Source organism: Streptomyces sp. NPDC003393, assembly GCF_053589015.1.
Window position 1 is genome coordinate 1 of sequence record NZ_JBSFRB010000018.1, and the last position, 18,158, is coordinate 18,158.

Here is an 18,158-nt window from a genome sequence, read left to right on the forward strand (position 1 = left end):
GTTACATTTCGAACCCGGAAGCTAAGCCTTACAGCGCCGATGGTACTGCAGGGGGGACCCTGTGGGAGAGTAGGACACCGCCGAACAACTCTTCAAAGGGTTGGGCCCGGAACTTCGGTTCCGGGCCCAACCCTTTTCTGCTGTCCGCCACTTGACGGTCACGTATCCGGCCACCTGCCGCGGCACGAGTTGTTGGTGACGCAGCACGTCAAGTCCCAGGCGTCGTACGACAAAACAGCCGACCGGACCAAAGCGCCTCCGCACGAACCGTACGCGCCGGGTGTGTTGGCCGGCGGACGGAGACGCGGCGGCTCATCTCGGTGCGTCAGGCACTGGGGGCGCGAGCGCGGTTGGGAGCACGGCTGTGTTCGGGGTATGATCTATTCCGTCGCCGCGAGGGAAACCTCGAAAAGGCCACAGGCCCCTATAGCTCAGTCGGCAGAGCGTCTCCATGGTAAGGAGAAGGTCAACGGTTCGATTCCGTTTGGGGGCTCCACCGAAAAACCCCGCCCTTCCGGGCGGGGTTTTCTCATGTCCGGGCAGGCCTACCGGGCCATGCCCGGACCGGCCCCGAAACCATCGGGGTCGGCCTCAGTGCCGGCCCACCTCAGGGACCCGCATCGCCAGGATCGCCATGTCGTCGGACGGCGCGTCGGACGCGAAGCGCTCCACCGCGCGCATGATGCGTGCCGCGACCGCCCCGGCCGTCAGGCCCGTGCACGTGGTCAGAACGTCCGCCAGGCCGTCGTCGCCCAGCATGCGCGGGCCCTCACGGCGCTCGGTGACACCGTCCGTGACGCAGAGCAGGACGTCGCCCGGGTTGAGGACGACCGTCTGCTCGTACAGGTCCAGGTCCTCCATGACGCCGAGGAGCGGCTGCGGCTCGGCGGCCGATTCCACCGTGCCGTCCTGGCGCAGGCGCAGCGGCAGCGGATGGCCGGCGCACACCACCTTCAACTCGGCACTGCCGTCCTCCTGCGGTCGCAGTTCGCCGTACAGGAGCGTCAGGAAGCGGCTGCGAGCGCCCTCGTCGAGGATCGCGGAGTTCAGGCGCTCGAGCACCGCCGGGCCGTCGTAGCCCTCGCGGGCGAGGAGCCGCAGCGCGTGGCGGGCCAGACCCGTGACGGCCGCCGCCTCCGGGCCCGTACCGCAGACGTCGCCGATGGCGAAGCCGTAGGCGCCGTCGCGGATGGGGAAGAGGTCGTAGAAGTCGCCGCCCACCTCGTTGCCCTCGCCGGCCGCGCGGTAGATGACCTCGACCTCCACGCCGTCGATCTGCGGCAGGCCGGGCGGCAGAAGGCTGCGCTGGAGGGACTGGCTGATGGCCGTGCGTTCCGAGTACAGCCGGGCGTTGTCCAGCGCGAGGGCGGCGCGGCGGCTGAGGTCCTCGGCCAGTTCCAGGATCTCCTGGCGGAAGTGCTCGTCCGTGGGTTTGCCGAGGGTGAGCATGCCGATGACGCGGTTGCGGGCCACCAGCGGCAGGACGACGGTCTCACCGCCGACGGCGGACGCCGTAGCGAGGGTGGGGCCGATGGTGGTGCCGATCCGGTGGTGGGAGTCGCCCAGGCTGAGGCTGCGCATGGAGGTGCGCAGGGCCGCCTGGTGGGCGGCCTCGCCGGGCGCCGACCAGACTCGAGCCCCGGGAGTGGGTACCGGATCCGGCGGCGGAATCTTTGCCAGCAGGGACTTGATGCCGTCGATCAGGTCCTCGTCCTCGTGCAGGACGTAGGAGAGATAGGGCTCGGAGGCCTGGTCGGCGATGGTGTAGACGGCGCACCAGGTGGCCAGGGTGGGGACCGTCATCTGAGCCATCAGGGCCAGGGTCTGGTCGCGGTCCAGGGTGCCGGCCAGCAGGTCGGAGGCCTCGACGAGGAAGCTGAGGGAGCCGCGGCGCAGCCGTTCCAGCTCGCCCAGGCGGGCCGACTCCACGGCCAGGGCGATGCGGTCGGCGGCGAACTGCAGGCGCAGGGCCTCCTCGTTGGAGTATCTGCCGGACGCCTCGGCGGCGACGCCGAGGGAGCCGGTGAGGCGGCCCTCGACCTTGAGCGGGACCGTGACGACGGAGCGCATGCCGGTGCCGCCCAGGAGGGGCACGGCGCCGGGTGCGGCGGTGAGGTCGTCATGGACGGCGGGCATGCGGGCCGAGCCGTAGCGGCCGGGACCGGCCTCGACGGGGACGCGGGCGAAGCGCTGGCGGGCGGACGGCAGGCCGGTGGAGGCGCGGACCTCCAACTCGGTCTCGTCGTCGGTCGCCAGGAGCAGGAAGGCGGCGTCGCCGTCGAGCATGTCGCGGGCGCGTTCCACGGTGCGCTGCAGGAGGCCGTCGAGGTCGTCGGGGGCCGGGGAGCCGATGAAGACCTCGAAGGGGTCGGTACCGGCGCTGTCGGCCGCGGCACCGCTGTCGCCCGAGGCGGGCACCCGCAACGGGCTCTGCAACACGGCGCGTTCGTGGTCCCGTACGAGCAGGCAGACGGTGGACGGTTCGCCGCCGGTGTCGCGGACGCGGAGGTGGGAGGCGTAGACGGGGATGACCCGGCCGTGGGCGCCGCGGATGCCGTAACTGCCCTCCCAGCGGGACAGTTGGAGCGCCTCGGCGATGCCGGTGCCGGTGCCGGGCGTGTGCGGCCAGGCGGCGAGGTCGGTCAGCGGCTTGCCGACGACCTGTTCGGCGGCGTAGCCGAAGAGGTCCTCGGCGTCCTCGTTCCAGGCGGTGATGGAGCCGCCGCGGTCGATCTGGACGACGGCGACACGGATGCGGCCGTCGGCGAGCGGGAGGAGTTCGGCCGGCACCACGGGCCCGGCGGCGCGGGTGCCGACCGGACGCTCGGGAAGGTCGAGCTGGAACCAGACATTCTTGTGCGTGGGCGTGTACTCCACGCCCCAGCGGGCGGCGAGGGCCGCGCACAGTTGGAGGCCGCGGCCGCCTTCCCGGTCGGGGCTGCCCATGTTGACGGCCGTGCTCTGGAGGGGGACCTCGCGCTCGGGATAGCGGTCGGCGACCTCGATCCGTACGCCGTCGTCGCTGCGCAGGCACAGCACGTCGGCGGCCGTGCCGGCGTGGACGACGGCGTTGGTGACCAGTTCGCTGGTGAGCACCACGGCGTCGTCGACGACGTCTCCGAAGCCCCACCCCTGGAGGGTGTCGCGGACGAAGGACCGGGCGGTCGCGACCGATCGCCCGAGGGGCTCGAAGCTGGCGGCCGCGCGCGCGGTGATCACAGAACTCCTCGTCCGGTTGTCGACATGCAGGCCTTGCGGGCCGTCCGGCTCGCGGCGCTGCTCCGGCAGCTGCGGCCGCTGGGGCCGTGGCTCCGGGGGCTGTCCCCCGGGGATCACTCCGGTGGTCATTGTGTGCGGCCGCCCTCCGATGCCCGCTCGTTCCCGTGCCACCGCCCAGGCCGGACGGACCGGCGTGGCTGGACAGCCGCATGCAAGGTTACTTACCTTCGCGGTCGCTGCGGATGCCGGTCTTCGGTGTTTTCGCCCGGAGGGTGTGCGGACGGTGTGCGAAGCTGCCGAACTGTTATGGCCTGGTTCGGCGAGGGTGAAACACTGGGCAGGCTTCTGTTGACGAGGCGGGCAGGCGGAGTGGGTTCTGCGTGCGCTGGGCAGCAGCCCCTCGTGCTGCCCGGCCGCTTCGGGCAGAGTGACACAGCAGTAAGCATCGAGCAGAGTTACCGAGCAGCAACCGGTACGCCTGGCGGTGGTGCCGGAGCACAGCAGTAGTGGTCGATCCCTGCGGGAGGGACACAGTGGAGTCTGGCGCAGCGACGCGGGGCACGAAGACGCGCGCGAAAGGCGGACAGTCCGGACAGTCCCTGAACAGTCGGCGCCCACCGCGCGGTGGGACCACCGCGGTGGACACGGCGGCCCTGAACCGGCTGCTGGCCGCTCTGGTGGGGATGCGGGACGGCAACTTCCGCAAGCGGCTCACGGTGTCCGGGGACGGCGTGATGTCGGAGATCGCGGCGGTCTTCAACGAGGTCGCCGACCGCAACATGCATCTGACCGGGGAGCTGTCGCGGGTGCGGCGCATGGTCGGACGTGAGGGAAAACTCACCGAACGGCTGGAGACGGGGGCCTGCGAGGGCTCCTGGGCGGTGGCGGTCGAGAACTGCAACGCGCTCGTCGACGATCTGGTGCGGCCCGTCTCCGAGGTGGGCAGGGTCCTGTCCGCGGTCGCCGAGGGTGATCTGTCGCCGCGGATGGAGCTGCGCACTCCGGTGCCGGAGGGGGTCGGGCATCCGCTGCGCGGCGAGTTCCTGAAGGTCGGGCGGACGGTCAACAACCTGGTCGACCAGTTGTCGACGTTCACCGACGAGGTCACCCGCGTGGCCAGCGAGGTGGGCACCGAGGGCAAGCTGGGCGGGCAGGCGCGGGTGCGCGGCCTGTCCGGCTCCTGGAAGGACCTCACGGACTCCGTCAACACGATGGCGTCCCGGCTGACCGCGCAGGTGCGGGACATCGCGCTGGTGACCACGGCGGTCGCCAAGGGCGATCTGTCGCGCAAGGTGACCGTGCACGTCGCCGGCGAGATGCTGGAGCTGAAGAACACCGTCAACACGATGGTCGACCAGCTCTCGGCGTTCTCCTCCGAGGTGACGCGGGTGGCCCGCGAGGTGGGCACGGACGGCATCCTCGGCGGCCAGGCGCATGTGCCCGGGGTGGACGGCACGTGGAAGGAGCTCACCGACTCGGTGAACCTGATGGCCGGCAATCTGACGGCCCAGGTGCGCGGTATCGCGCAGGTCACCACGGCCGTGGCCAACGGTGATCTGTCGCAGAAGGTGACCGTCCCGGCGCGCGGCGAGGTGGCGCGGCTGGCGGAGACGATCAACCAGATGACCGAGACGCTGCGGATCTTCGCCGACGAGGTCACCCGGGTGGCCAACGAGGTCGGCGCGGAGGGCCGGCTGGGCGGTCAGGCGAACGTGCCGGGCGTCGCCGGGACGTGGAAGGACCTGACGGACTCCGTCAACACGGTGTTCCGCAACCTCACCACTCAGGTGAGGGACATCGCGGCGGTGACGACGGCCGTGGCCAGCGGTGATCTGTCGCAGAAGGTCACCGTGGACGTGGCCGGCGAGATGCTGGAGCTGAAGAACACCGTCAACGGCATGGTCGACCAGCTCTCCGCGTTCGGTGCCGAGGTCACGCGCGTGGCGCGGGAGGTCGGTGTCGAGGGTGAGCTGGGCGGTCAGGCGCAGGTGCCGGGCGCCGCGGGTACGTGGAAGGACCTGACGGACTCCGTCAACACCGCGTTCCGCAACCTCACCGGTCAGGTGAGGAACATCGCCCAGGTGACGACGGCCGTGGCCAACGGCGATCTGTCGCAGAAGGTCACCGTGGACGTCTCCGGCGAGATGCTCCAGCTGAAGAACACCGTGAACACGATGGTGGACCAGCTGTCGTCGTTCGCCGACCAGGTGACCCGGATGGCCAGGGACGTGGGCACGGAGGGCCGGCTGGGCGGCCAGGCCCGCGTGGACGGTGTGTCGGGCACGTGGAAGGAGCTGACGGACTCCGTCAACTTCATGGCCGGCAACCTCACCTCGCAGGTGCGGCAGATCGCCCAGGTGACGACGGCGGTGGCCCGCGGTGACCTGTCCCAGAAGATCGACGTGGACGCGCGCGGCGAAATCCTGGAGCTGAAGAACACCATCAACACGATGGTCGACCAGCTCTCCGCCTTCGCCGACCAGGTGACCAAGGTGGCCCGCGAGGTGGGCACGGACGGCCGGCTGGGCGGTCAGGCGCAGGTGCCGGGCGTCGCCGGCGTGTGGCGGGACCTCACCGACTCGGTGAACGGCATGGCCGGCAACCTCACCGCCCAGGTGCGCAACATCGCGCAGGTCGCCACCGCCGTGGCCCGCGGCGACCTCTCCCAGAAGATCACCGTGGACGCGCGCGGGGAGATCCTCGAGCTGAAGAACACCCTGAACACGATGGTGGACCAGCTGTCGTCGTTCGCCCAGGAGGTCACCCGCGTGGCCCGCGAGGTGGGCACGGAGGGCATCCTGGGTGGTCAGGCCGAGGTGCAGGGCGTGGCCGGCACCTGGAAGGACCTCACCCAGTCCGTGAACTTCATGGCGAACAACCTGACCATCCAGGTCCGCAACATCGCCGAGGTCACCACCGCCGTCGCCAAGGGCGACCTGTCGAAGAAGATCACCGTCGACGCCAAGGGCGAGATCCTGGAGCTCGTCACCACCGTCAACACGATGGTGGACCAGCTGTCGTCGTTCGCCGAGCAGGTGACCCGGGTCGCCCGCGAGGTGGGCACCGAGGGGATCCTCGGCGGTCAGGCGCACGTGCCGGGCGTGGTCGGCATCTGGAAGGACCTCAGCGACAACGTCAACCTGATGGCCAACAACCTGACCATGCAGGTGCGGAACATCTCCCAGGTGGCCGCCGCGGTCGCCAACGGCGACCTGACGCGGACGGTGACGATCGAAGCGCGGGGCGAGGTCGCGCAGCTCGCCGACACCTTCAACACCATGGTCAAGACGCTGAGTTCGTTCGCCGACCAGGTCACCAAGGTGGCCCGCGAGGTGGGTACGGACGGCATCCTGGGCGGGCAGGCCTACGTCCCCGGCGTGGCCGGCACCTGGAAGGACCTCACCGAGTCGGTGAACCAGATGGCGTCCAACCTGACGGGCCAGGTGCGCAACATCGCCATGGTCACGACGGCCATCGCCAAGGGCGACCTGACCAAGAAGATCGACATCGACGCGCGCGGGGAGATCCTCGAGCTGAAGACGACCATCAACACGATGGTGGACCAGCTGTCGTCCTTCGCCGAGGAGGTCACCCGGGTCGCCCGCGAGGTGGGCACCGAGGGCCAGCTCGGCGGTCAGGCGCGGGTGCGGGACGTCGACGGCACCTGGCGGGACCTGACCGAGTCCGTGAACGAGATGGCCGGGAACCTGACCCGGCAGGTGCGGGCCATCGCGCGCGTGGCGACCGCCGTGACCCGCGGCGACCTGAACCTGAAGATCGACGTCGACGCCTCCGGCGAGATCCAGGAGCTCCAGGACTACATCAACAAGATGATCGCCAACCTGCGCGACACCACGATCGCCAACAAGGAGCAGGACTGGCTCAAGGGCAACCTGGCCCGCATCTCGGCCCTGATGCAGGGACGCCGGGACCTGGAGGACGTGGCCTCGCTGATCATGAGCGAGCTGACGCCGGTGGTCTCCGCCCAGCACGGCGCCTTCTTCGTGGCGATGCCGCTGGTCGACGACAAGGACCTCGGCGGCGACGCGGAGGACGCCTACGAGCTGCGCATGCTGGGCTCCTACGGGTACTCCATGGGCTCCATGCCGACGTCGTTCCGGCCGGGTGAGGCGCTGATCGGGACGGCCGCCGAGGAGAAGCGCGCGATCCTGGTGGAGAACGCGCCGAGCGGCTATCTGAAGATCTCCTCCGGGCTCGGCGAGGCGCCGCCCGCACAGGTGATCGTGCTGCCGGTGCTGTTCGAGGGCAAGGTGCTCGGCGTGATCGAGCTGGCCTCCTTCACGCCGTTCACGCAGATCCAGAAGGACTTCCTGAACCAGATCGCGGAGATGATCGCCACCAGCGTCAACACCATCTCCGTCAACACCAAGACCGAGCAGTTGCTCAAGCAGTCCCAGGAGCTGACCGAGCAGCTGCGGCTGCGTTCGGAGGAGCTGGAGCAGCGGCAGAAGGCCCTCCAGGCGTCCAACGCCGAACTGGAGGAGAAGGCCGAACTGCTGGCTCAGCAGAACCGGGACATCGAGGCGAAGAACTCCGAGATCGAGGAGGCGCGGCAGGTCCTGGAGGAGCGTGCCGAGCAGCTCGCCGTCTCCATGCGCTACCGCAGCGAGTTCCTCGCCAACATGTCGCACGAGCTGCGTACGCCGCTGAACTCCCTGCTGATTCTGGCCAAGTTGCTCGCCGACAACGCCGAGGGCAACCTCTCCCCGAAGCAGGTGGAGTTCGCCGAGACCATCCACGGCGCCGGCTCGGACCTGCTGCAGCTGATCAACGACATCCTGGACCTGTCGAAGGTCGAGGCCGGCAAGATGGACGTCTCTCCGACGCGTATCGCGCTGGTCCAGCTCATCGACTACGTGGAGGCCACTTTCCGGCCGCTGACCGCCGAGAAGGGCCTGGACCTGTCGGTGCGGGTGTCGCCGGAACTGCCCGCGACGCTGCACACCGACGAGCAGCGGCTGCTGCAGGTGCTGCGCAACCTGCTGTCCAACGCGGTGAAGTTCACCGACTCGGGGTCCGTGGAGCTCGTCATCCGTCCGGCGCGGACCGACGTTCCGCAGGCGATCAGGGAGCAGTTGCTGGAGACGGGCTCGCTGACCGATCCGGACGCGGAGCTGATCGCGTTCTCGGTCACCGACACCGGCATCGGCATCGCCGCCAGCAAGATGCGGGTGATCTTCGAGGCGTTCAAGCAGGCCGACGGCACCACGAGCCGCAAGTACGGCGGTACGGGCCTCGGGCTGTCCATCTCGCGGGAGATCGCGCAGCTGCTCGGCGGCGAGATCCACGCCCAGAGCGAGCCGGGCCGCGGCTCGACGTTCACCCTGTATCTGCCGCTGCACCCGGGCGAGCTGCCGCCGCACGGTTACCAGCAGCCGGGCTCCGTGCTCGAGGCCGACGAGTTGGTCGCCGCCGCCGAGCCGCATCTGGCCGAGATCTCCAGCCTGTCCAGTCTGTCCGAGTTGTCGGCCGCGGAGGTGGAGACGCCGGCCGAGGTGAGGTCGTACCAGGAGACCCAGAACGGGGCGGCTGCGCTGTTCCGGCGCCGCCGCAGGGCACTGCCCGCGAGCGATCAGCCGGCGGGGCGTCAGGACCAGCAGACGCCGGAGGAGTCACCGGCGGGGGCGGCCGGGACCGCCGGCGCCGCCGGGCGGACGGAGGGGGCGCCGAACGGGCGCCGGGACGTCCGGTTCGGCGGTGAGAAGGTGTTGATCGTCGACGACGACATCCGCAACGTCTTCGCGCTGACCAGTGTCCTGGAGCAGCACGGGCTGTCCGTGCTCTACGCCGAGAACGGCCGTGAGGGCATCGAGGTGCTGGAGCAGCACGACGATGTGGCGGTCGTCCTGATGGACATCATGATGCCCGAGATGGACGGCTACGCGACCACCACGGCGATCCGGCGGATGCCGCAGTTCGCCGGGCTGCCGATCGTCGCGCTGACCGCGAAGGCGATGAAGGGCGACCGGGAGAAGGCGATCGAGTCGGGTGCCTCCGACTACGTGACCAAGCCGGTCGACCCCGATCACCTGCTGGGCGTGATGGAGCAGTGGATGCGGGAGGATTGAGTCGGAACCAGGGGGAAAGCACGGGGACCCGGTGACGGGTGCCTTCGGGTTGCGCGCGAAGCTGTTGACTGAGGATGCGCGAAGTCGTGTGGAAGTGCGGGGTTCGGGGAACCTTCTGCTCTCCCAGCGCGTTTCTGCTACGTGCACAGTGACATCGCGGTGACAGGGTGTGGCGACGAGCGGGGTGCGGCTACGATGACCGGCACAAGGACGGGCGGCGCAAGGGAGTCGTCCCCTGGGGAGGCACCCGTCGGTGCCTCCCCGGTTCCTGCGGACAGGGGCGGCCCCAAGCCGGGGCGAGGAGGGCGGGCCATGGTGCAGAAGGCCAAGATCCTCCTGGTCGATGACCGGCCGGAGAATCTGTTGGCGCTGGAGGCCATCCTCTCTGCGCTCGATCAGACGCTGGTACGGGCATCGTCCGGGGAGGAAGCGCTCAAAGCACTGCTCACGGACGACTTCGCGGTGATTCTGCTGGACGTCCAGATGCCGGGCATGGACGGTTTCGAGACGGCGGCGCACATCAAGCGGCGGGAGAGGACCCGAGATATCCCGATCATCTTCCTCACCGCGATCAACCACGGCCCGCACCACACCTTCCGCGGCTACGCGGCGGGCGCGGTGGACTACATCTCCAAGCCGTTCGACCCGTGGGTGCTGCGCGCGAAGGTCTCGGTCTTCGTCGACCTGTACATGAAGAACTGCCAGCTGAAGGAGCAGGCGGCGCTGCTCCGCATCCAGTTGGAGGGCGGCGCGAAGGGCGGGGCCGGCGAGGGCAAGGAGTCGGCGGGCCTCCTCGCGGAGCTGTCGGCGCGCCTGGCGGCCGTGGAGGAGCAGGCGGAGGCCCTCTCGAAACAGCTGGACGACGAGTCCGCGGACGCCGCGGCGGTCGCCACGGCGGCCCACCTGGAGCGCAAACTCACGGGCCTGCGGCGTGCGCTGGACGCGCTGGAGCCGGGGACCGGGAACACGCCGTCGGTCACCTCGCAGGGGTGACGTCGCCCTTCGGGGCCGGCGGCCTTTCGAGGTGCGCCTCGGGCCGCGGACCGGGCGGTGCGGCGCGGGCTTGGGTGCCGGTCGGACGCGAGACCTGACCGGGCACGGAGCGCACGCCGGGGCGGGGTTCGGGAGCGACATGCGCGGTGCCGGGGGCGGGGTGGGGCACAAATCCGCCCGTCACCGCCGCCCATGACGACATGTCAGGCGACCGGATCCGCGGGGACGACACGAACGGGTGAAGCAGTGGGCACACGTGTCCGCTGTCGTCTCCGACGGTAACCTCACACCTATGGCCTCACGTTCCTCCGCAGCCAAGAAGCAGCCCGCCAAGAAGGCGGCCGCTCCCGCGAAGGCTCCGGCGAAGAAGGCCGCGGCGAAGAAGGCGCCCGCCAAGAAGGCTCCGGCCAAGGCACCCGCCAAGAAGTCGGCGGCCAAGAAGGCCGCGCCCAGACCCGCACCGAACCCCACCGGGGGCGTGTACCGGCTCGTGCGCGCCCTGTGGCTCGGGTTGGCGCACGCCGTCGGCGCCGTGCTCCGGGGGGTGGGGCGGGGTGCCAGGAATCTGGACCCCGCGCACCGCAAGGACGGCGTCGCGCTGCTGCTGCTCGCCGCCGCCCTGATCGTCGCCGCCGGTACCTGGGCCGATCTGCGCGGGCCCGTGGGTGACCTGGTCGAGATCCTGATCACCGGTGCCTTCGGCCGGCTCGACCTGCTGGTGCCCATCCTGCTCGGAATCATCGGCGTACGTTTCGTCCGGCACCCGGAGAAGCCCGAGGCCAACGGCCGTATCGTCATCGGTCTGTCCGCGCTCGTCCTGGGGGTGCTCGGCCAGGTCCACATCGCCTGCGGCTCGCCCGCCCGCAGCGACGGCATGCAGGCCATAAGGGACGCCGGCGGCCTCATCGGCTGGGGCGCAGCGACGCCCCTGACGTACTCGATGGGCGAGGTGCTCGCCGTACCGCTGCTGGTGCTGCTCACCGCGTTCGGGCTGCTCGTCGTCACCGCCACCCCGGTCAACGCCATCCCTCAGCGGCTGCGGCTGCTCGGCATCAAGCTCGGCCTCCTGCCCGATCCGGAGGACGACGAACTCGGCGAGTACACCGAGGACGACGCTCGCTACGACGAGCAGTGGCGCGAAGCGCTGCCCGTGCGCCCCCGCCGGCGCCAGAGCGCCCCCCAGGCCTACGACCCCGACGCCGCCGAGCAGGAGGCGCTCTCCAAGCGTCGGGGCCGGCCCCGACGTTCCGCCGTGCCGCAGCCGGACATGGAACGGCAGATGGATGCCGTGGACGTCGCCGCCGCTGCCGCCGCCGCGCTCGACGGCGCCGTGCTGCACGGCATGCCCCCGTCGCCGCTGGTCGCGGACCTGACCCAGGGCGTCACCGTCGGCGACCGGGCCGAGACACCGACCCCGACCCCGGTGCCGGCCGCGCGCCCGGAACCGGACGGACCGGTCACCGGGCCCACCGCGGACTCGCCCGCCACCGGGCCGACGGCGGACCCGTCGGCGTCGCTTCCCGGGGCGGACACTGCGACCGGCCGGCCCGTTCGGGAGGGACAGCAGCCGGGGAAGCCCGCCGCGGGAGTCCCCGACCTCACCAAGACCGCGCCCGCCCAGACCCGTGATCTGCCGCCGCGCGCCGAGCAGCTCCAGCTGTCCGGCGACATCACCTACTCCCTGCCCGTGCTCGACCTGCTGGAGCGAGGCGGCCCGGGCAAGGCGCGCAGCGCCGCCAACGACGCCATCGTCGCCTCGCTCACCACCGTCTTCACCGAGTTCAAGGTCGACGCCCGCGTCACCGGCTTCACCCGGGGGCCGACGGTCACCCGCTACGAGGTCGAGCTCGGCCCCGCCGTGAAGGTCGAGCGGATCACCGCGCTGACCAAGAACATCGCGTACGCGGTGGCCAGCCCCGACGTGCGGATCATCAGCCCGATCCCCGGCAAGTCCGCGGTCGGCATCGAGATCCCGAACACCGACCGGGAGATGGTCAACCTCGGTGACGTGCTCCGCCTGGCGGAGGCGGCCGAGGACGACCATCCGATGCTGGTCGCGCTCGGCAAGGACGTCGAGGGCGGCTATGTGATGGCCAACATCGCGAAGATGCCGCACGTCCTGGTCGCCGGCGCGACCGGTTCCGGCAAGTCGTCCTGCATCAACTGTCTGATCACCTCGATCATGATGCGGGCCACCCCCGAGGACGTCCGTATGGTCCTCGTGGACCCCAAGCGCGTCGAGCTGACCGCGTACGAGGGCATCCCGCACCTGATCACGCCGATCATCACCAACCCCAAGCGGGCCGCCGAGGCGCTCCAGTGGGTGGTGCGCGAGATGGACCTGCGCTACGACGACCTGGCGGCCTACGGCTTCCGGCACATCGACGACTTCAACGCGGCCGTGCGCAACGGCAAGGTGCAGGCGCCCGAGGGCAGCGAGCGCGAGCTGCAGCCGTACCCGTACCTGCTGGTGATCGTGGACGAGCTCGCCGACCTGATGATGGTCGCGCCGCGCGACGTCGAGGACGCGATCGTGCGCATCACCCAGCTGGCGCGCGCGGCCGGCATCCACCTGGTGCTCGCCACCCAGCGGCCCTCGGTCGACGTCGTCACCGGTCTGATCAAGGCGAACGTGCCCTCCCGGCTCGCGTTCGCCACCTCCTCGCTCGCCGACAGCCGCGTCATCCTCGACCAGCCGGGCGCCGAGAAGCTGATCGGCAAGGGCGACGGGCTCTTCCTGCCGATGGGAGCGAGCAAGCCGACCCGTATGCAGGGCGCCTTCGTCACCGAGGACGAGGTCGCGGCCGTCGTCCGGCACTGCAAGGACCAGATGGCGCCGGTCTTCCGGGACGACGTCACCGTCGGCACCAAACAGAAGAGGGAGATCGACGAGGACATCGGCGACGACCTCGACCTGCTGTGCCAGGCGGCCGAACTGGTCGTCTCCACCCAGTTCGGTTCGACGTCCATGCTGCAGCGCAAGCTGCGCGTCGGCTTCGCCAAGGCCGGGCGGCTGATGGACCTCATGGAGTCCCGGAACATCGTCGGACCCAGCGAGGGGTCCAAGGCGCGTGACGTGCTCGTGAAGCCCGACGACCTGGACGGTGTGCTGGCCGTGATTCGGGGCGAGACCGAGGGGTAGCAACGAAGGGACGTCCGTCCGGTGGAGGCGGCCCGAAGCCGAGGGCGGGTGGAAGGGCGGCCGCACCGTGATCCACCCGTTAGACAGCGGTGAGCAACCGTTTCCCTTGGGCGTACGTCAAGTTGAGCGAGAGGACCGGTGCGGGGCACCGCCATGGTTTCCGCATCTGTCCCACCATCGGATTGTCCGGCCATTCCGATGGCGTACAAAGTCTTACCGCCGGGTCGCTCCACCCTTTGGCACCCCCCTAGACTGAACGTCCAGCACAGGCGGCTACACGCTCGAAAGGCGCCCCCGTGTCCATCGGCAACTCCCCTGAAGACGAGCGTCCGTTCGAAGACGTATCCGAGGAAGCCCGCCCCTCCGTCGGCCGTGTCCTGAAGGACGCGCGGCTCGCCGCCGGGCTGACCGTCGACGAGGTCAGCGCCGCCACCCGCGTCCGCATCGCGATCCTGCACGCCATCGAGGCCGACGACTTCGCCCCCTGCGGCGGCGACGTCTACGCCCGTGGGCACATCCGGACCCTGGCCCGAGCCGTCCACCTCGACCCGGCCCCGCTGCTCGCGCGGTACGACACCGAGCACGGCGGCCGCCCCGCCCCGACCCCGGCCGCCCCACTGTTCGAGGCGGAACGTATCCGCCCCGAGCGGCGCGGCCCGAACTGGACCGCGGCGATGGTCGCCGCCATCGTTGTCGTCGTCGGTTTCGTCGGCTTCACCGCCTTCAAGGGCGGCGACGGCGACAGCAGTGCCAAGTCGCAGGTCGCCGAGGGCTCCACCCCGAGCACCGGCAAGCCCGCCTCGCCCAAGCCGAAGAGCAGCAAGTCCTCCGACCAGAAGCCGGCCCCCTCCGACAGCGCCATCGCGGCCGCGCCCCAGGACAAGGTGACCGTCCAGGTCAGCGCGGCCAACGGGCGCAGCTGGATCTCGGCCAAGGACCACAACGGCCGCATGCTCTTCGACGGGCTCCTCAACAAGGGCGAGTCCAAGACCTTCCAGGACAGCACCAAGATCAACCTCATCCTGGGCGACGCCGGCGCCATCCAGCTCTACGTGAACGGCAAGAAGATCGAGGACCAGTTCCAGCCGGGCGCGGTGGAACGCCTCACGTACACCAAGGGCGACCCGCAGGTCGGATAGCCCCCTCACCGGCGAGGGAAGCGGACGTACGGCGAAGGGGTTGGCCAAGATCGGCCAAACCCCTTCGACGTGGGCTGTCGGTGGGACGAAGTAGTCTTGAGCCCATGCCTGAACGCCGTACCGTCGCACTCGTCACTCTCGGCTGCGCCCGTAACGAGGTGGACTCGGAGGAGCTCGCAGGCCGTTTGGAGGCGGACGGCTGGCAGCTCGTGGAGGACGCCGCGGACGCGGACGTCGCCGTGGTCAACACCTGTGGCTTCGTGGAAGCCGCCAAGAAGGACTCCGTCGACGCCCTCCTGGAGGCCAATGACCTCAAGGACCACGGCAGAACGCAGGCCGTCGTCGCGGTCGGCTGCATGGCCGAGCGATACGGCAAGGAACTCGCCGAGGCCCTCCCCGAGGCCGACGGCGTGCTCGGCTTCGACGACTACGTGAACATCTCCGACCGCCTCCAGACGATCCTGAACGGCGGCATCCATGCCGCGCACACCCCACGCGACCGCCGCAAGCTGCTGCCGATCAGCCCGGCGGAGCGGCAGGAGGCGGGGGCCTCGGTCGCGCTGCCGGGGCACGCTCCCGCGGACCTCCCCGAGGGCCTCGCGCCCGCCTCCGGCCCGCGCGCGCCCTTGCGCCGCCGGCTGGACGGCGCCCCGGTCGCCTCCGTCAAGCTCGCCTCCGGCTGCGACCGGCGCTGCTCCTTCTGCGCCATTCCGTCCTTCCGGGGCTCCTTCATCTCCCGCCGCCCGAGCGACGTGCTGAACGAGACGCGGTGGCTTGCCGAGCAGGGCGTCAAGGAGATCATGCTGGTCTCCGAGAACAACACCTCCTACGGCAAGGACCTCGGCGACATCCGCCTGCTGGAGTCCCTGCTGCCCGAGCTGGCCGAGGTCGCCGGCATCGAGCGGGTGCGGGTCAGCTACCTCCAGCCGGCCGAGATGCGCCCCGGGCTCATCGACGTCCTGACCTCCACTCCGAAGGTCGCCCCCTACTTCGACCTGTCCTTCCAGCACTCCGCGCCCGGCGTGCTGCGCGCCATGCGCCGCTTCGGCGACACCGACCGCTTCCTGGAGCTGCTCGACACCATCCGCTCCAAGGCCCCCGAGGCCGGAGTGCGCTCCAACTTCATCGTCGGCTTCCCCGGCGAGTCCGAGGCCGATCTGGCCGAACTGGAGCGCTTCCTGAACGGTGCGCGGCTGGACGCCATCGGCGTCTTCGGCTACTCCGACGAGGAGGGCACGGAGGCGGCGACCTACGACGGCAAGCTGGACGAGGAGATCGTCGCCGAGCGACTGGCACGTGTCTCCCGGCTCGCGGAGGAGCTCGTCTCGCAGCGGGCCGAGGAGCGCGTCGGTGAGACGGTGCGGGTACTCGTGGAGTCCGTGGACCCCGAGGAGGGGGTGTACGGACGCGCGGCCCACCAGGCGCCGGAGACGGACGGGCAGGTGCTGCTCACCAGCGGCGAGGGCCTGAGCGTCGGCCGTGTGGTAGAGGCCAAGGTGGTCGGCACGGAGGGTGTCGATCTGGTGGCCGAGCCGCTGGCGGGCGCGGTCACGTGCGACGAGGAGGCGGGCAGATGACGGGAGTCCCGGCATCCGCGGCGGGCGGCTCCTCCGGCGCGCGGGGGGCCGCGTCGGGCCGTACCGGTGCGGACGGGGCCCCCGTCGATGCCGGCACCTCCGGTCGGGGGCCCGGCGCGGCCGACCGGGAGGCGCAGGAACCGGCCGACGGCAAACCCGCGCGCGGTGGGAAGATCGCGGCGGCCGCCGTGAACCAGGCCAGCGTCTGGAACGTCGCCAACCTGCTGACCATGCTGCGGCTGCTGCTGGTGCCCGCCTTCGTGTTCCTGATGCTGGAGAACGGCGGGTACGACCCGGCGTGGCGTTCCTTCGCCTGGGCGGCTTTCGCCATCGCCATGATCACCGACCTGTTCGACGGCCACCTGGCACGGACGTACAACCTGGTCACCGACTTCGGGAAGATCGCCGACCCCATCGCCGACAAGGCGATCATGGGGGCGGCGTTGATCTGTCTCTCCGGGCTCGGCGACCTGCCCTGGTGGGTGACCGGCGTGATCCTCGGCCGGGAACTCGGGATCACCCTGCTGCGTTTCCTCGTCATCCGCTACGGAGTCATCCCCGCGAGCCGCGGCGGCAAGCTGAAGACGCTCACTCAGGGCGTGGCCGTCGGGATGTATGTGCTGGCGCTGACCGGTTGGCTGGCCAGCCTCAGGTTCTGGGTGATGGCCGCGGCCGTCGTGCTGACCGTGGTGACCGGACTGGACTATGTGAGACAGGCCATTGTGCTGCGCAGGCGGGGAATCGCCGAGCGCAGGGCCGCGTTGGAGGAGTCGGAAACGTGAATTCGCCGGCCGCCGAAGTCGTGGGACTACTCACGGTGAGGGGCGAGACGATCGCCGTCGCCGAGTCGCTGACCGGCGGCCTGGTCGCGGCGGAGATCACGTCCGTCCCCGGGGCCTCCAAGGTCTTCCGGGGTTCGGTCACCGCATACGCCACGAGGCTCAAGCACGAGCTGCTGGGCGTCGACGCCACTCTGCTGGCGGAACGCGGTGCGGTGGATCCGCAGGTCGCGGCCCAGATGGCGGCCGGTGTGCGCAAGGCCCTGGGAGCCGACTGGGGCATCGCGACCACCGGGGTCGCGGGCCCCGACCCCCAGGACGGACAGCCCGTCGGCACGGTCTTCGTGGCCGTGGACGGGCCCGGTGAAACGGAGAACGGCACGGCCCTCGGCGAGAAAACGGCCGCCCTGCGGTTGAACGGCGGTCGGGCGGAAATTCGTATGGAGAGTGTACGCAGCGTACTCGCACTGCTTCTGCAGCGGATTGCGGGTGAACAGACCGGGAATCAGCGGGCACAGGATACGGAACGGAACGGGGGGTTCTGATGTTTGCAGCCCTGAGTGAACACGACATCGCTCCCCGCACGGCCGCGGCGCGAGGCGGTACGGTGGGGCGTGAAGGATGCGGCTACGCGGTCCGAGGAGGGAGCCACCGATGATTCTGCTCCGTCGCCTGCTGGGTGACGTGCTGCGTCGGCAGCGCCAACGCCAGGGCCGTACTCTGCGCGAAGTCTCCTCGTCCGCCCGAGTCTCGCTCGGCTATCTCTCCGAGGTGGAGCGGGGGCAGAAGGAGGCTTCCTCCGAGCTGCTCTCCGCCATCTGCGACGCGCTGGACGTACGGATGTCCGAGCTCATGCGGGAAGTGAGCGACGAGCTCGCCCTCGCCGAGCTGGCCCAGTCTGCTGCGGCCACCGAGCCCGTGCCCACGCCGGTTCGCCCGATGCTGGGTTCCGTGTCGGTGACCGGTGTGCCACCGGAACGGGTGACCATCAAGGCGCCCGCGGAAGCGGTGGACGTGGTCGCCGCGTGATCGTTCACGCGCGCCCGAGCTGACTGACACACGAGCTGACACACACGTCGTGAGGCCCTGGCCAGGGCTCTTCCGGGAAACCCGGAGAGCTCGGCCGGGGCCTTCGCCCATGCCGCCGTTCGTTTGTGCCTCCGCCCGTGCGGGGCGATGGTTGAGGCCGGGCAGTGCTCGGCTCGACCCGTGCTGGAACC

9 protein-coding genes, 1 tRNA gene and 1 rRNA gene are annotated in these 18,158 nt (G+C 70.3%); 10 read left to right on the plus strand and 1 reads right to left on the minus strand.

Going from position 1 to position 18,158, the window contains the following annotated elements; genetic code table 11:
• Nucleotides 1-86: ribosomal RNA gene (gene rrf / locus ACWDUZ_RS19030) — 5S ribosomal RNA — on the plus strand; the annotation flags it as partial.
• Between the two features lie 334 nt (nucleotides 87-420).
• Nucleotides 421-496 (plus strand) — tRNA-Thr (locus ACWDUZ_RS19035).
• Nucleotides 497-591: 95 nt separating this feature from the next.
• Here the strand turns inward: ACWDUZ_RS19035 and ACWDUZ_RS19040 are convergent.
• Nucleotides 592-3,348, minus strand: a complete 2,757-nt coding sequence (locus tag ACWDUZ_RS19040; protein WP_451632949.1) for a SpoIIE family protein phosphatase — start codon at nucleotides 3,346-3,348, stop codon at nucleotides 592-594.
• Nucleotides 3,349-3,752: 404 nt separating this feature from the next.
• Here ACWDUZ_RS19040 and ACWDUZ_RS19045 point away from each other — a divergent pair, with 404 nt between their 5' ends.
• The 8 genes from ACWDUZ_RS19045 to ACWDUZ_RS19080 all read left to right on the plus strand — a co-directional run bounded on the left by ACWDUZ_RS19045 (nucleotide 3,753) and on the right by ACWDUZ_RS19080 (nucleotide 17,967).
• Nucleotides 3,753-9,308, plus strand: a complete 5,556-nt coding sequence (locus ACWDUZ_RS19045) for a HAMP domain-containing protein (RefSeq protein ID WP_451632950.1) — start codon at nucleotides 3,753-3,755, stop codon at nucleotides 9,306-9,308.
• Between the two features lie 312 nt (nucleotides 9,309-9,620).
• Nucleotides 9,621-10,301 carry a response regulator gene (locus ACWDUZ_RS19050; protein ID WP_451632951.1) on the plus strand — a complete coding sequence of 227 codons (681 nt, stop codon included), beginning with the start codon at nucleotides 9,621-9,623 and terminating at the stop codon, nucleotides 10,299-10,301.
• A 292-nt stretch (nucleotides 10,302-10,593) separates the two neighbouring features.
• Nucleotides 10,594-13,443 carry a DNA translocase FtsK gene (locus ACWDUZ_RS19055; RefSeq protein WP_451632952.1) on the plus strand — a complete coding sequence of 950 codons (2,850 nt, stop codon included), beginning with the start codon at nucleotides 10,594-10,596 and terminating at the stop codon, nucleotides 13,441-13,443.
• Nucleotides 13,444-13,739: 296 nt separating this feature from the next.
• Nucleotides 13,740-14,582 carry a helix-turn-helix domain-containing protein gene (locus tag ACWDUZ_RS19060; protein ID WP_451632953.1) on the plus strand — a complete coding sequence of 281 codons (843 nt, stop codon included), beginning with the start codon at nucleotides 13,740-13,742 and terminating at the stop codon, nucleotides 14,580-14,582.
• A 104-nt stretch (nucleotides 14,583-14,686) separates the two neighbouring features.
• The gene (gene rimO / locus ACWDUZ_RS19065) at nucleotides 14,687-16,159 is read left to right on the plus strand and encodes a 30S ribosomal protein S12 methylthiotransferase RimO (RefSeq protein WP_451632954.1); all 1,473 of its coding nucleotides are present in this window, start codon (nucleotides 14,687-14,689) and stop codon (nucleotides 16,157-16,159) included.
• On the plus strand, nucleotides 16,156-16,941 hold the full coding sequence (gene pgsA, locus ACWDUZ_RS19070) for a CDP-diacylglycerol--glycerol-3-phosphate 3-phosphatidyltransferase (RefSeq protein ID WP_451632955.1): 786 nt from the start codon (nucleotides 16,156-16,158) through the stop codon (nucleotides 16,939-16,941). The genes rimO and pgsA overlap by 4 nt, the downstream gene beginning before the upstream one ends.
• Nucleotides 16,938-17,483: a CinA family protein gene (locus ACWDUZ_RS19075; protein ID WP_451632956.1), complete on the plus strand. Its 546-nt coding sequence runs from the start codon at nucleotides 16,938-16,940 to the stop codon at nucleotides 17,481-17,483. The genes pgsA and ACWDUZ_RS19075 overlap by 4 nt, the downstream gene beginning before the upstream one ends.
• A gap of 109 nt (nucleotides 17,484-17,592) precedes the next feature.
• Entirely contained in the window at nucleotides 17,593-17,967 is a 375-nt protein-coding gene (locus ACWDUZ_RS19080; protein WP_030178264.1) for a helix-turn-helix domain-containing protein, read from the plus strand.
• The last annotated feature ends 191 nt before the right edge of the window (nucleotides 17,968-18,158 follow it).

Bases quoted from the DNA above. Each gene is read 5' to 3' on its own strand.
- ACWDUZ_RS19040 (WP_451632949.1), bottom strand. From the start codon at position 3,348: ATGACCACCGGAGTGATCCCCGGGGGACAGCCCCCGGAGCCACGGCCC.
- ACWDUZ_RS19050 (WP_451632951.1), top strand. From the start codon at position 9,621: ATGGTGCAGAAGGCCAAGATCCTCCTGGTCGATGACCGGCCGGAGAAT.
- ACWDUZ_RS19055 (WP_451632952.1), top strand. From the start codon at position 10,594: ATGGCCTCACGTTCCTCCGCAGCCAAGAAGCAGCCCGCCAAGAAGGCG.
- rimO (WP_451632954.1), top strand. From the start codon at position 14,687: ATGCCTGAACGCCGTACCGTCGCACTCGTCACTCTCGGCTGCGCCCGT.
- pgsA (WP_451632955.1), top strand. From the start codon at position 16,156: ATGACGGGAGTCCCGGCATCCGCGGCGGGCGGCTCCTCCGGCGCGCGG.
- ACWDUZ_RS19080 (WP_030178264.1), top strand. From the start codon at position 17,593: ATGATTCTGCTCCGTCGCCTGCTGGGTGACGTGCTGCGTCGGCAGCGC.